The sequence below is a fragment of the Dokdonella koreensis DS-123 genome (assembly GCF_001632775.1).
GTDB classification, from domain to species: domain Bacteria; phylum Pseudomonadota; class Gammaproteobacteria; order Xanthomonadales; family Rhodanobacteraceae; genus Dokdonella; species Dokdonella koreensis.
Genome location: NZ_CP015249.1, coordinates 1,819,788 through 1,833,510, shown reverse-complemented (window position 1 = coordinate 1,833,510; position 13,723 = coordinate 1,819,788). Strand labels below are relative to the sequence as shown.

The following is a 13,723-nucleotide window of genomic DNA, read 5'->3' as shown; positions in this document are numbered from 1 at the left end:
CGGGTGCAATCGCTGCGCGCTAGGGCGTGTCATCAATCCCTCGGTAGGCCGCGCCGTTCTTGCGTGCGTCCGGGACAAGGAAGAGGGAGGAAGTGGACGTCGGTCCACGCCCGAGCGATGACGCAGTCCCGGGCGCACGCAAGAGCGGCCCTACGGGTTGGCCCTGGAAAGCCGCCAGCGTGCGTTGCGCGGCTTGACCTGACGGCCAGTCAGGCGCGGCGCCACACTACACCCCCTGACGACTTTCCAGGGCCAACGCGACCTGCCGGGGGATTGATGACTCGCCCTAGAGCCCGCCGGCCGCCTGCGCCACCGCGCGGAACAGCGCGCGCCCCTTGTTCATGGTTTCCTCCCACTCGCGCGCGGGATCGGAGTCGAACACGATGCCGGCACCGGCCTGCACGTGCAGCCGGCCGTCCTGGATCACGGCGGTGCGGATCGCGATCGCGGTGTCGGCATCGCCCCACCAGCCGATGTAGCCGATCGCCCCGGCATAGATGTTGCGCTTGACCGGCTCCAGCTCGCGGATCACCTCCAGCGCCCGGATCTTCGGCGCGCCACTGACGGTGCCGGCCGGGAACGCCGCCTTCAGCACGTCCATGTAGCCGAGGTTCTCGCCGAGCTCGCCCTCGACCTGGCTGACGATGTGCATGACGTGGGAGTAGCGCTCGACGACGAAGCTGTCGGTGAGGCGCACCGTCCCGGTCTTGCTGACGCGCCCGACGTCGTTGCGGCCCAGGTCGATCAGCATCAGGTGCTCGGCGCGCTCCTTCGGATCGGCCAAAAGTTCCTGTTCCAGTGCCAGGTCCTCCTCGACGGTCGCCCCGCGCGGGCGTGTGCCGGCGATCGGACGCAGCACGACCTTGCCGTGCTGCTGGCGGACGAGGATCTCCGGCGAGGACCCGACGATCTTCGTGGCGCCCAGGTCGATGAAGTACATGTACGGCGAAGGATTCATCGAGCGCAGCGCCCGATAGACGTCGACCGGGCGCGCCCGGAACGGCACGCTCAACCGCTGCGACAGGACGACCTGGAAGATGTCGCCGGCACGGATGTACTCCTGGGCGCGCCGCACCGCCGCCTCGAAGCCTTCCCGCGTGAAGCCCGAGACGAAATCGGCCTCGTCCAGCGGCTTGGGATCGAGCATTTCCGGATAGGCGGCGCCCGCGTGGCGCAATCGGAACGCCAGCTCGTCCAGCCGCCTGCGCGCCCGTGCGTAGGCCTGCGGCTGCGCCGGGTCGGCGTGGACGATCAGGTACAGCCGCCCCTTGAGATTGTCGAAGACCGCCACTTCCTCGCTCAGCATCAGCAGCGCGTCGGGGGTGCCGAGCTGGTCGGGCTTGTCGTCGCCGGCCAGCCGCGGCTCGATCCAGCCGATCGTCTCGAAGCCGAAGTAGCCGACCAGGCCACCGCTGAACGCCGGCAGCCCGGGCAGCTGCGGCACGCGGTACTGCGCGCGCAGCGCCTCGATCTCGGCCAGCGGGTCGGCCAGCTCGCGGGTCTCGACGACCTCGCCCAGGTCCTCCACGTCGAGCCGGTGGCCACGCAGCGAATAGACGCGCCGGCACGGCAGGCCGATGATCGAATGGCGCCCCCAGGTCTCGCCCCCCTCCACGGATTCGAACAGGTAGGCGTACGGGCCGTCCGCCAGCTTCAGATAGACCGAAAGCGGCGTGTCCAGGTCGGACAGGACCTCACGCACCACGGGAATCCGGTTGTAGCCCTGGGCCGCCAACGCATCGAACTGGTCCTGCGAAATCACACGCTTTCCTCGGGGGCGAATGGAAGAAAAGAAACCTGACCGCGCGCGACCATAGCAGGCGCGGCGTGCGACGTCAGGTGATGTTTCTCAGTCGCCAGCAGCCAGCCGCCGGCGCGGCATGCCCTTGAGCCGCAGGACGAACTCGACGCCGTCGCCCTCCGCGCGATTGCGCGCCGAGGCCTGGCCGCGGTGCAGATCGGCGACCAGCCGCACGACGTACAGGCCCAGCCCCAGGTGCGGCGTCTCGCCGGCACCGCGGCTGCTGCGCTCGCGTACGCTGACCAGGGTGTCGAACAGGCGCTCCTGCAACGCTTCGGGCAGGCGCGAGCCGCTGTTGGCGACGGTCAGCACGGCGTCCTCGCCCTCGCGCGCCAGGTACAGGCCGATCCAGCCGTCCTCCGGCGTGAACGAGCGCGCGTTGTCGAACAACTTGTCGAGCGCCTGGGCGATCAGCTCCGGCGCGCCGTGGAACGGGAACGCACCTTCCGGCACCTGCAGGCGGATCGTGCGCGTGCCGGCCAGCGCGCGATAGCCGGCCGCGCACCCGGCGACCAGGCCGTCCAGGTCGAAATCCTCGGCTTCGGCCGAGGCGATCGCACGCTCGATCCGGTGCGACTCGCTCATCGCACGCACGATCGTCCCCAGGCGCTCGGCGCCGTCGCGTGCCCGCGCCAGGTAGGCACGCGCGCCGTCACCGAGCGGATGCTGGTCGAGGTTGTCGAGCGAAGACTTGACGATCGCCAGCGGCGTGTTGAGCTCGTGCGAGAGCTTGGAGGCGAGCGTACGCAGGTAGTCGGTGTATGCATCCACCTCCTGCAGCAGCTTGCCGAAGCTGCGCGCCAGGTCGCCCAGCTCGTCGCGCGAATCGACCAGCGGCAACGGGCCGGCCAGGCGCCCGCCGCTGCCGACGGCCTGCTCGGCGGCGTTGCGCAAGCGCCGGATCCGGAACGAGAGCACCGCGCCGAACAGCACCAGGACGCCGCCGGCCACGGCCAGGGCGATGGCGCTGGCGACCATCAGCTCCGTCAAGGCGCGATTGGCCAGCAGCGGCAGCGCGCGACTGGCCTGCTCCAGTACCAGGACCCCGGTGACGCGGTCGCCCTGCCGGCGCGGCACCGCCGCGGCCAGCACCACCTCGCCCGGGCGCGCGCCGGGCCGCCAGCTCAGGCTCGGCTGGCCGCCGGCAGCGGCGCGCACTTCGGGCACGTCCAGTCGCGGTGCCGCGTCGTCCAAGGCGCGCGAACCGGTCAGTGCCGGCGCGATCAGGCCGCGGTAGATCAATCCGCCGAACCAGCCCTCGTCCTCGCGCGCGTCCGCGGCTTCGGCGACCAGGCCGCCGCCTTCGGCCGTCAGCCAGCCCTCCGGCGTGACCAGGCGCGCCTGCGTCCGGTCCGGCGCCAGTTGCGCGAGCACGCGCGCGGCGTCGGCGTCGTAGCGGACCAGGCGGCGCAACGGCGCGTCCGGCTGGCCGGGTGCCGCCGAATCGTGCATGGCCACGGCGATGCGATCGGGCAGGATCGCGCGCGGCAACCGCAGCTCGACGCGGTACGAAGACCCATCCTCCTGCCACTGCCCGGCGATGTGGTCGGGCAGTTCACGCACCGGCTGCCCGGCGGGCGCGTCGAATTCGCCGGGGGCGGCACTGGCCAGCCGGTAGCGCGCCTGCTCCGGCCCGCGCTGCAGCTCGAGCACGACGTGATCGCTGGTCGCCACGCGCCGGTCGCGAGCGTCCACGCGCGCGCGCGTGCCGTCACGGACCTCGACCAGCAGATGGAGCCAGCCGGCGTCCTCGGCCAGCAGCACCTGGGCCCTCGCCTGCTCGCCGCTGCCGGCCGGCTGCCGATAGGCCAGCAAGCCGTCCCAGTCGTCGGCGTAGCCGTCGACCACCATCGGCTGCCTCGCCCGGAAGACCGGGAACACCGGACCTTCGACCGGAGCGGCGACGCCGAGCGCGTCGACCGCCTTGACCACCGCCTCGGCCGACGCACGCAGGGTCTGTTCCTGGCCTTGCCGCAGCAGCCCTTCGGTCTGGCGCACGAACTGCCAGCCGACCCACGGCAGGACCAGGGTCGACAGCGCGACGATCAGCAGCTTGAAGCGCAGGGACATCGCCGGGCCTTGCAGGATGCGCCGGCCCGCGGCCGATACCGAGCGGCCGGCGCGCGGCGGCGCGCGGACGCTAGCTGCGCCACCGGTAGCCGGCGCCGTGCACGGTGTCGATCGCGTCGAATGCGGGATCGATCGCGACGAACTTCTTGCGGATGCGCTTGATGTGGGACGTGATGGTGGCGTCGTCAACGACGACCTGGGCATCGCGCATCAACTGGTCGCGGCTCTTGACGTGCCCGGGGAAGCGCACGAGCGTGTGCACCATCCAGAACTCGGTGACGGTCAGCGGCACGTCCTGGCCGTTCCAGCTGATGCGCATGCGCTCGGACTCGATCCGCAACGCCCCCTGCTCGAGGATGCTGTCGCTCTCGGCCGGCCGGCGCAGCGCATCCATGCGCCGGAACAGCGCGCTGATGCGCGCGGCGAGCTGGTGGAACGAGACGTCCTTGGCCAGGTAGTCGTCCGCGCCCAGCCGCAGGCCGGAGATCACGTCGAAATCCGAATCGCGGGCGGTCAGGAAGATGATCGGCAGCGTCGGCGAGCGCACGCGCAGCGAGCGGCACAGCTCGAAGCCGCCTTCCGGCTCGTCGCCGAGGCCGATGTCGATGATGACCAGCTCCGGCAGGCGCTGGGCGAAGGCCGTCTCGGCTTCGGGCCGTGATCCGTAGCCGCGCACCTCGTAGCCGATGCGGCCGACCGCCTCGACGTAGTTGGCGCGGATGAGGGGCTCGTCTTCGACGATGGCGACGTGGCGTGGCATGCGGCTTTCCTCCGGTTGCCGGCAGCTTACGCAGGCCGGCGCGCGGCATGCAACGGCGCTGGAGCGACCGCCCGCGAATCGCCATAAAGCGGCCGCCAACCGGCCAGCGCACCGGCGGCTTCCTGCCCGTGCCAGGGGCTTCAATGGCCCCACGCAACCCCGACCCGCAACCGCCATGCACGCGCCATCGCCACTGCCGTTCCACCGACACCGCGGATTCCGCCTGCTCTGCGCCGCCTGGCTCGCCCTGGCATGGCTGACCGCCCTGCCGCTCGGCGTCCCCGGCGCGGATGCCGACCCGGCCTGCCGCACCGACCTCGCCCGATCGCCGGACCAGCCGGGCAGCTGCCGCCAGGCCCTGGCGATCACGGACCACCCAGCCCCGAGGACAGCGCGATGAAGAACGAACACCCCGAGTCCGACAGCGAACTGGACGGCCGCGAGCCGATGCGCATCGCGTTCGCGCTGATCGCCCTGCTGCTGGGCATCGCCGCCTCGATCGGCGCGCCCGAGGCCGGCACCGCCGCGCGCGACGCGGCTACCTCAACGGCCGCGCGATGAAGCGGCCCGCGCCGCCGGATGTCACGCGTCCCTGGCTGCATCCCACCCGGCTGGCGTTCCTCGTGTGGCTGCTCGCCCACGGCGGCGCGCCTGCGGACGCGAAGACCGGCAGCCGGGCGCCGGGACGCGCAGGACCGGCGCCGGCCGGCCGATACCGTGTTCACGTCGCGGACAATCGCTGACCTCAGGTTTTCGTTCCGCAGCCGGTACCGCGCCCTCCGCCGCCGGTACCGCGCTGCGGATTTTTCGGCACGGTGCGCTGCCGGGCGAAGCGAACGGCGCGCCTGGCCCTAGGGCGTGTCATCAATCCCTCGGTAGGCCGCGCCGTTCTTGCGTGCGTCCGTGACAAGGAAGAGGGAGGAAGTGGACGTCGGTCCACGCCCGAGCGATGACGCAGTCCCGGGCGCACGCAAGAGCGGCCCTACGGGTTGGCCCTGGAAAGCCGCCAGCGTGCGTTGCGCGGCTTGACCTGACGGCCAGTCAGGCGCGGCGCCACACTACACCCCCTGACGACTTTCCAGGGCCAACGCGACCTGCCGGGGGATTGATGACACGCCCTAGACCGCGGCGACGGCCTGGCGCATCGCGGCGATGACACCGGCGTAGTCGGCCTGGCCGAAGATCGCCGAACCGGCGACGAAGGTGTCCGCGCCGGCCGCGGCGATCGCCGCGATGTTGTCGGCCTTGACGCCGCCGTCGATCTCCAGCCGGACCGGCCGGCCGCTGCGGTCGATGCGCTCGCGCACGCTGCGCAGCTTGTCCAGCGCCGATGGAATGAAGCTCTGGCCACCGAAGCCGGGGTTGACCGACATGATCAGGACCAGGTCCAGCTGGTCGAGCACGTGGTCCAGATAGGCGAGCGGCGTGGCCGGATTGAAGACCAGGCCGGCCTGGCAGCCGGAGGCCTTGATCAGCTGGATCGTACGGTCGATGTGCTCGCTGGCCTCCGGGTGGAAGCTGATCAGCGTCGCACCGGCCTTGGCGAAATCGGGAATGATGCGGTCGACCGGCTTGACCATCAGGTGCACGTCGATCGGGGCGGTGATGCCGTGCTTGCGCAGCGCCTCGCAGACCAGCGGCCCGATCGTCAGGTTCGGCACGTAGTGGTTGTCCATCACGTCGAAATGCACCCAGTCGGCACCGGCCGCCAGCACGCGATCGACCTCCTCGCCGAGGCGGGCGAAATCGGCCGAGAGGATCGAGGGAGCGATGATGCAGGGTTGCTTTGCCATGGGCGTCATTGACCGCGTTCGTTCTTGATCTGTTCGTAGGCCGCGTTGATCTCGCGCGCGCGCTGCTCGGCGCGCCGCTTGAGCTCGTCCGGCACGGCGCCGAGCTTGTCCGGGTGGTGCTGGCTCATCAGCCGCCGCCAGGCCGTCTTGATCTCGCGGTCGCTCGCGCTGCGCTGCAGCCCGAGGATCGCATACGGATCGCCGCCCTGCGATCGCGGGCGCGCGCCACCGGCGCCGGCGCCGCGGGAACCGGCACCGGGGTCCGCGCCCGGACGGCCGTAGCCCTTCATCGCCGACAGGGCATTGAATTCGTTGTCGCTGATGCCGAGCGCGCTGCCCAGCCGGCGCACCAGCACCAGCTTCGGCGTGGACAGGGGACCGTCGGCGTGGACGATGTCCAGCAGCATGTCCAGCAGCAGGAAACCCAGGTCGCGCCGCCCGCTGGCCCAGGCGCGCAGCTCGGTGATCGCGTACTGGATGTCGAACTGCGGCTGCTTGCCGCGGTTGAAGCTCTCGACCGCCGACTGGCGCTGGTCGTTGTCGAGCTGCATGCGCGTCATCAGTGCCTCGGCGGCGCGGATCTCCGCCTCGGAAACGCGGCCGTCGGACTTGGACACCGCGCCCGCGAAGGCGAACAGCGGATTCAGGAACGAGGCCGTCCGGACCGGCGGGCGCGACCGGAACAGTCCCATGTCCCACAGGTGGCCCAGGAACAGGCCGGCGAGCAATCCCCAGCTGCTGCGGGTGACCAGCAGGCCGATGCAGGCGCCCAGGATCTTGCCGGTGATCTTCATCATGAATAGGTGATGGCGGTGGGACAGTGGTGGCGCATCGCCGGGGCTGAACACGCGGACGGACCGCGGGCGTGCGCATCGGCCCCGCGCTGAGCGGCGCCGGACCGGCGCGCATGGTAGCAAACCCGCCGGAACCGGCGTCCGCCCGCGCTGCCTCGCTGCGTCCCTGCAAGAAGCGGACGGCGACGGCGCACGAACATCGAACGCGGCACGTCGAACGCAGCGAGTTGCCGCTACAATCGCCGCCCACCCACGACCGACCTTCCGGATTTCCGTGCCGACCATCCTGCACCAGTCGAACCTGCCCGAGCTCACCCTGCTCCATCGCGGCAAGGTTCGCGACGTCTACGCCCTGTCGCCCGAAGAACTGCTGATCGTCGCCAGCGACAGGCTGAGTGCGTTCGATGTCGTGCTGCCCGATCCGATTCCCGGCAAGGGCGAGATCCTGACCCAGCTGTCGAACTTCTGGTTCGCCAAGACCGCTGCGCTGATGCCCAACCACCTGACCGGCAAGCCGGTGGCGCCGGTATTGCCGGCGGGCGTGGAGGCGGGCCTCTACGCGAAGCGCAGCGTCATCGCGCGGCGCCTGAAGCCGCTGCCGGTCGAGGCGATCGCGCGCGGCTACCTGATCGGCTCGGGCTGGAAGGACTACCAGGCCGGCGGGACGGTGTGCGGCATCCGCCTGCCGGCGGGCCTGCGCCAGGCCGACCGCCTGCCGGAGCCGATCTTCACCCCGTCGACCAAGGCCAAGCTCGGCGACCACGACGAGAACGTCAGCTTCGATCACATCGTCGCGACCATCGGCGCCGACCTCGCCGAGCAGGTGCGGGCCGCGACCTTGAACCTCTATCGGTATGCGGCCGCCTATGCCGCCGAGCGCGGCATCGTGATCGCCGACACCAAGTTCGAGTTCGGCACCGACGCCGAAGGCCGCCTGTTCGTCATGGACGAGATGCTGACGCCGGACTCCTCGCGCTTCTGGCCGGCCGACCAGTACCAGCCCGGCAGCAGCCCGCCGAGCTACGACAAGCAGTACGTGCGCGACTACCTGGAGACGCTGGACTGGAACAAGCGCGCGCCCGGCCCGATCCTGCCGCGCGCGATCATCGAGGGCACGGCCGCGCGCTACGCCGAAGCACTGCAGAAGCTGGCCGGCGTCGTCCTCGACTGAGCGAAGGGCCGGCCGGCGCGCCGCCGGCGGCGACGCACCACGTGCACGCGCGCGCGGCCGTCGGACCGCCGCGGCGCGATCCGCCCCAGCCCGCCGCCGCGGCCCACCGGGCCGGGCCGCGTCGCCCGCAGCCGGCAGGCATGCGATCATTCACGGTCGAACCCGTCGGTCCAGCCATGGCCTGCGCCCGACGCACCTTGCAGCCAGAGTCGTCCCGGCGCCGCGCCGACGGAACTTGAGCCAATGAACCACGATGATCTGCTAGCGAAGTACGGCCCCCGCGAATCGATGGACTACGACATCGTCGTGGTCGGTGCCGGCCCCGGCGGCCTGGCCTGTGCGATCCGGCTCAAGCAACTGGCCGCCGCGGCCGGGCGCGAGCTGTCGGTCTGCGTACTGGAGAAAGGCTCCGAACCCGGCGCCCACATCCTGTCCGGCGCGATCATGGATCCGCGCGCGCTGACCGAGCTGTTCCCGGACTGGAAGGCGCGCGGCGCGCCGCTGAACCAGCCGGTGACCGAGGACCGGATCCTGTTCCTGGGCCGCCGGCGCGCTGTCGCCACGCCCAAGCCGTTCATCCCCGACAGCCTCGACAACCACGGCAACTACATCGTCAGCCTCGGCAACGTCGTGCGCTGGCTGGCGCGCGAGGCCGAGGCCGCGGGCGTGGAGATCTTCCCGGGCTTCGCCGCCGCCGAGGTGCTCTACGACGGCGACGGCGCCGTCCGCGGCGTCGCCACCGGCAACCTCGGGCTCGGCAAGGACGGCGAGCCGACCGACCAGTTCCAGCTCGGCATGGAGCTCAACGCCAAGTACGTGATCTTCGCCGAAGGCTCGCGCGGCCAGCTCGGCCGCGAACTGATCGCGCGCTTCAAGCTGGACGAGGGGCGTGACCCGCAGAGCTACGGCATCGGCATCAAGGAGCTGTGGCAGGTCGATGCGGCCAAGGCGCAGCCGGGCCTGGTCATCCATACCGCCGGCTGGCCGCTGCGGGCCGATACCTACGGCGGCTCGTTCCTGTACCACATGGAGGACGGCAAGGTCGCCGTCGGCTTCGTCGTCGGCCTGGACTACAAGAATCCCTGGCTGAGCCCGTTCGAGGAATTCCAGCGGTTCAAGACGCATCCGGCGATCCGCAGCCACCTGGAAGGCGGCAAGCGCATCGGCTACGGCGCACGCTCGATCACCGCCGGCGGCATCGTGTCGCTGCCCAGGACGGTGTTCCCGGGCGGCGCGCTGATCGGCTGCGAGGCCGGTTATCTCAACGCCAGCCGGATCAAGGGCAGCCACGCGGCGATCAAGACCGGCATGCTGGCCGCCGAAGCGGCGTTCGAGGCGGTCGCCGCCGGCCGCGCGCAGGACGTGCTGACCGCCTATCCGGCCGCCTTCGAGCGCAGCTGGCTGCATGCCGAGCTGATGGCCTCGAAGAACTTCAAGCAGTGGTTCAAGAAGGGACTGGCGCTGGCCACGCTGATGAACGGCATCGAGCAATGGCTGCTGCCCAAGCTCGGCATCCGCACGCCGCCGTGGACGCTGCGGCGGGACCGGCCCGACCACGCCTGCCTGGAACCGGCCGACCGCCATGCGCGCATCGACTACCCCAAGCCCGACGGCGTGCTGACCTTCGACCGCCTCAGCTCGGTGTTCCTCAGCAGCACCAACCACGAGGAAGACCAGCCGAGCCATCTGACGCTCAAGGACCCCGCCGTCCCGGTGGCGATCAACCTGGCGACCTACGCCGGCCCCGAGGCCCGCTACTGCCCGGCCGCCGTCTACGAGTTCGTCCCCGCCGCCGGCGGCGGCGAGCGGCTGCAGATCAACGCGCAGAACTGCGTCCACTGCAAGACCTGCGACATCAAGGACCCGACGCAGAACATCGTCTGGGTCGCCCCGCAGGGCGGCGGCGGGCCCAACTACTCGGGCATGTAGCCGCACCCGGTGGCGGCCAGCCGGCGCGCGCCGAAGAACGCCCGCAGCAGCGCCGCCGACTCGTCCGCCAAGACGCCGCCGCGTACCGCCACGCGGTGGTTGTGGCGGTCGCTGGTCAGCGTGTCGAATACGCTGCCCGCCGCGCCGGTCTTCGGATCGGTCGCCGCGTAGACGACACGCCCGACACGAGCGTGGATGATCGCGCCCGAGCACATCACGCACGGCTCCAGCGTCACGTACAGCGTGGCGCCCGGCAGGCGGTAGTTGCCGAGCCGCGCACCGGCGGCGCGCAGCGCGACGATCTCGGCGTGCGCGGTGGGGTCGTGGTCGGTGATGCTGCGGTTGCAGCCTTCGCCGATCACCTCGTCCCCGATCACCAGCACGGCACCGACCGGCACCTCGCCCAACCGCTGCTGCGCGTCGCGCGCGCAGGCCAGCGCCTGCTGCATGTAGTGGCGGTCGAGCGCGTCGAGCGCCGCGTCGGGCGGCGCTGGCGCGCCGGAAAGGTCCGGACCGCTCACCGCAGTCGCCGCCGGCCGTCGGCGAAGGGGCGCGCATTCATGGCGTGTCGAACACCTTGCCGGGATTGAGCAGGCCGGCCGGATCGAGCACGCGCTTGATCCCGCGCATGACCTCGATCTCGGCCGGGCTGCGGGTGCCGGCCAGGTACTTCTTCTTGACCAGGCCGATGCCGTGCTCGGCCGAGATGCTGCCGCCGCAGGCCTGGAGCGTCTCGCTGAGCAGCCGCGTGACGTGCTCGCACTGCTCGATGAACGCCGCATCGGCGAGGTCCGCGGGCTTGAGCACGTTGATGTGCAGGTTGCCGTCGCCGATGTGGCCGAACCAGACCACGTCGAAAGCCGGGTACTCGCGCGCGAAGATCGCCTGCATCTGGTGCATGAAAGCCGGAATCGCGCCGATCCGGACCGCGATGTCGTTCTTGTAGGGCCGGTGCGCGGCCAGGCTCTCGGTGATGCCCTCGCGCAGGCGCCACAACGCGGCCGCCTGCGCGGCGCTCTGGCTGATCGCGCCGTCGGTCACCCAGCCGTGCTCCAGGCACTGCTCGAACACCGCCAGCGCCGCCGCCTGCTGCGCCTCGTCGGCCGCGTCGAACTCGGCGACGACGTAGAACGGCGCGGTCTCCTCGAACGGCCGCTGCGCGCCGTGGGCGAGGACGTGGTGCAGCGCGCGGTCGGTGAAGAACTCGAACGCACCGAGCGCCAGCCGGCGCCGACACACGTCGAAGACCTGCATCAGCGCGTCCATCGCCGGCAAGGCCAGCAGCATGACGCTCGACGCCGGCGGCGGGTCGGTCAGCCGCACGCGCGCCTCCACCACCAGCCCCAGCGTGCCTTCCGAGCCGATCATCAGGTGACGCAGGTCGTAGCCGCTGGAGTTCTTGATCAGGCCGCGGTTGAGATCCAGCAGCTCGCCGGTACCGGTGACCACCTTGACGCCGGCGATCCACTCGCGCGTGTTGCCGTAGCGGATCACGCGGATGCCGCCGGCGTTGGTGGCGATGTTGCCGCCGATCGTGCAGGAGCCGCGCGCGGCGAAATCGACCGGATAGAGCAGCCCGTGCCCGGCGGCTGCCTGCTGCAGGCGCTCGAGCGGCAGCCCCGGCTGCACGGTCAGCGTGCGGTCGGCCGGATCGAAGTCCAGCACCCGGTTCATCCGCTCGAAGCTGACCACCAGCTCGCCGTGCGCGGCCACCGCGCCGCCGGAAAGGCCGGTACGGCCGCCCGACGGCACCAGCGCCACGCGCTCGGCCAGCGCCCAGCGGACGATCGCCTGCACCTCGCCGATGTCCGCCGGCCGTGCGATCGCCAGCGGCGCCGGCGTCCAGCGGCGCGTCCAGTCGCGGCCGTAGTGTTCCAGGTCGCCCGGGTCGGTCGACAGGGCGAGCTGCGGCAGGCTGCCGGCAAGGACGGCGAGAGCGGAAGAAGGCATCGGCATCGGCGACGGAACGGGGAGGATCGGCACCCGCGGGTGCAGGCCGCTAGCCTGCCAGCGATGCGGCAAACCGTCCACCGGCGGCGTGCCGCGATGGCCGCCCGCTCATGGCATAGTTCCGGCTCACCCGGGCCGAGCCCTGCCGACCCGGTCATCCCCGCGACCCGCCGACCGGAGCCATGAAGAAGACCTCGTTTCCCAAGCAGGACATCCGCGTGCTGCTGCTCGAAGGCGTCAGCGCGAGCGCGGTGGAGACCTTCAAGGCGGCCGGCTACTCGCAGATCGAGTTCCACGAGAAGTCGCTACCGGACGCGGAACTGCGCCGGCGCATCGCCGATGCGCACCTGGTCGGCATCCGCTCGCGCACCCAGCTCGATGCAGCCACGCTGGAAAGCGCCAAGCGCCTGATCGCGGTCGGCTGCTTCTGCATCGGCACCAACCAGGTCGACCTGGCCGCCGCGCAGGGCCTGGGCGTTCCGGTCTTCAACGCGCCCTATTCCAACACCCGCAGCGTCGCCGAGCTGGTGCTGGCCGAGGCGATCCTGCTGATGCGGCGCATCCCGCAGAAGAACGCCCAGTGCCATCGCGGCGGCTGGTCCAAGTCCGCCGCCGGCAGCTACGAGGTGCGCGGCAAGGTGCTCGGTATCGTCGGCTACGGCCACATCGGCACCCAGGTGGGCCTGCTCGCCGAGGGGCTCGGCATGCGCGTGCTGTTCCACGACGTCGAGTCCAAGCTCACGCTCGGCAACGCGCAGGCCGCCGCCGCCCTGGACGACCTGCTCGAACGCGCCGACGTCGTCACGCTGCACGTCCCGGAGACGCCGCAGACGCGGCTGATGATCGGTGCGGCGCAGCTGGCGCGGATGCGGCCCGGCGCCTGCCTGATCAACGCCTCGCGCGGCACCGTCGTCGACATCGACGCATTGGCCGCGGCGCTGCGCACCGGGCACATCGCCGGCGCCGCGATCGACGTGTTCCCGGTCGAGCCCAAGGGCAACGAGGACGCGTTCGTCTCGCCGCTGGTCGGCATGGACAACGTGATACTGACCCCGCACGTCGGCGGCAGCACGCTGGAGGCGCAGGACAACATCGGCATCGAGGTCGCCGCCAAGCTGGTGCGCTACAGCGACAACGGCTCGACGCTGTCGGCGGTCAACTTCCCCGAGGTGACCCTGCCCGAGCATCCGCACAGCCGCCGGCTGCTGCACATCCACCGCAACACGCCGGGCATGCTGTCGCGCATCAACGAGCTGTTCTCGCGCGAGAACGTCAACATCGACGGCCAGTACCTGCAGACCAGCCCGTCGATCGGCTACGTCGTGATCGACGTGTCCACGTCCGAGCCGCAGGCCGCCGCGCTCAAGGAGGCGCTGGCGCAGATCCCCGGCACGCTGCGCACGCGCGTGCTGTACTGACCACGCGCTAGCCGATCGGCAGGGAGCGCCCCGCGGC

The 13,723-nt window shown here is 71.1% G+C and carries 11 protein-coding genes; 4 read left to right on the top strand and 7 right to left on the bottom strand.

Annotated features, from left to right (window positions below):
* Positions 1 to 286: 286 nt before the first annotated feature.
* The 3 genes from trpE to pdsR form a co-directional block, all read right to left on the bottom strand.
* Entirely contained in the window at positions 287 to 1,762 is a 1,476-nt protein-coding gene (trpE, locus tag I596_RS07305) for an anthranilate synthase component I (protein WP_067645920.1), read from the bottom strand.
* Between the two features lie 87 nt (positions 1,763 to 1,849).
* Entirely contained in the window at positions 1,850 to 3,871 is a 2,022-nt protein-coding gene (locus I596_RS07300; protein WP_067645919.1) for an ATP-binding protein, read from the bottom strand.
* A gap of 70 nt (positions 3,872 to 3,941) precedes the next feature.
* Positions 3,942 to 4,631 (bottom strand): proteobacterial dedicated sortase system response regulator, encoded by a 690-nt coding sequence (gene pdsR, locus I596_RS07295; RefSeq protein ID WP_067645917.1) that lies wholly within the window; start codon positions 4,629 to 4,631, stop codon positions 3,942 to 3,944.
* Between the two features lie 396 nt (positions 4,632 to 5,027).
* Here pdsR and I596_RS18740 point away from each other — a divergent pair, with 396 nt between their 5' ends.
* Entirely contained in the window at positions 5,028 to 5,192 is a 165-nt protein-coding gene (locus tag I596_RS18740) for a hypothetical protein (RefSeq protein ID WP_190279012.1), read from the top strand.
* A gap of 557 nt (positions 5,193 to 5,749) precedes the next feature.
* Here the strand turns inward: I596_RS18740 and rpe are convergent.
* Together rpe and djlA are read right to left on the bottom strand one after the other, a co-directional pair.
* Positions 5,750 to 6,424, bottom strand: coding sequence for a ribulose-phosphate 3-epimerase (rpe, locus tag I596_RS07290; protein ID WP_150132064.1), 675 nt, complete (start codon positions 6,422 to 6,424; stop codon positions 5,750 to 5,752).
* 5 nt (positions 6,425 to 6,429) lie between these two features.
* The gene (gene djlA / locus I596_RS07285; protein WP_223303932.1) at positions 6,430 to 7,221 is read right to left on the bottom strand and encodes a co-chaperone DjlA; all 792 of its coding nucleotides are present in this window, start codon (positions 7,219 to 7,221) and stop codon (positions 6,430 to 6,432) included.
* Positions 7,222 to 7,492: 271 nt separating this feature from the next.
* Here djlA and I596_RS07280 point away from each other — a divergent pair, with 271 nt between their 5' ends.
* Both I596_RS07280 and I596_RS07275 read left to right on the top strand, forming a co-directional pair.
* Entirely contained in the window at positions 7,493 to 8,389 is an 897-nt protein-coding gene (locus tag I596_RS07280; RefSeq protein WP_067645913.1) for a phosphoribosylaminoimidazolesuccinocarboxamide synthase, read from the top strand.
* A gap of 243 nt (positions 8,390 to 8,632) precedes the next feature.
* Positions 8,633 to 10,318, top strand: coding sequence for an electron transfer flavoprotein-ubiquinone oxidoreductase (locus I596_RS07275; RefSeq protein ID WP_067645912.1), 1,686 nt, complete (start codon positions 8,633 to 8,635; stop codon positions 10,316 to 10,318).
* Here I596_RS07275 and tadA read toward each other — a convergent pair.
* Both tadA and I596_RS07265 read right to left on the bottom strand, forming a co-directional pair.
* Positions 10,303 to 10,767, bottom strand: a complete 465-nt coding sequence (gene tadA, locus I596_RS07270) for a tRNA adenosine(34) deaminase TadA (RefSeq protein ID WP_067651596.1) — start codon at positions 10,765 to 10,767, stop codon at positions 10,303 to 10,305. The genes I596_RS07275 and tadA overlap by 16 nt on opposite strands.
* A gap of 109 nt (positions 10,768 to 10,876) precedes the next feature.
* Positions 10,877 to 12,268 carry an FAD-binding oxidoreductase gene (locus I596_RS07265; RefSeq protein WP_067651591.1) on the bottom strand — a complete coding sequence of 464 codons (1,392 nt, stop codon included), beginning with the start codon at positions 12,266 to 12,268 and terminating at the stop codon, positions 10,877 to 10,879.
* Between the two features lie 182 nt (positions 12,269 to 12,450).
* Between I596_RS07265 and serA the strand changes: the two genes are divergently transcribed.
* Positions 12,451 to 13,686 (top strand): phosphoglycerate dehydrogenase, encoded by a 1,236-nt coding sequence (serA, locus tag I596_RS07260; RefSeq protein WP_067645910.1) that lies wholly within the window; start codon positions 12,451 to 12,453, stop codon positions 13,684 to 13,686.
* Positions 13,687 to 13,723: the final 37 nt, after the last annotated feature.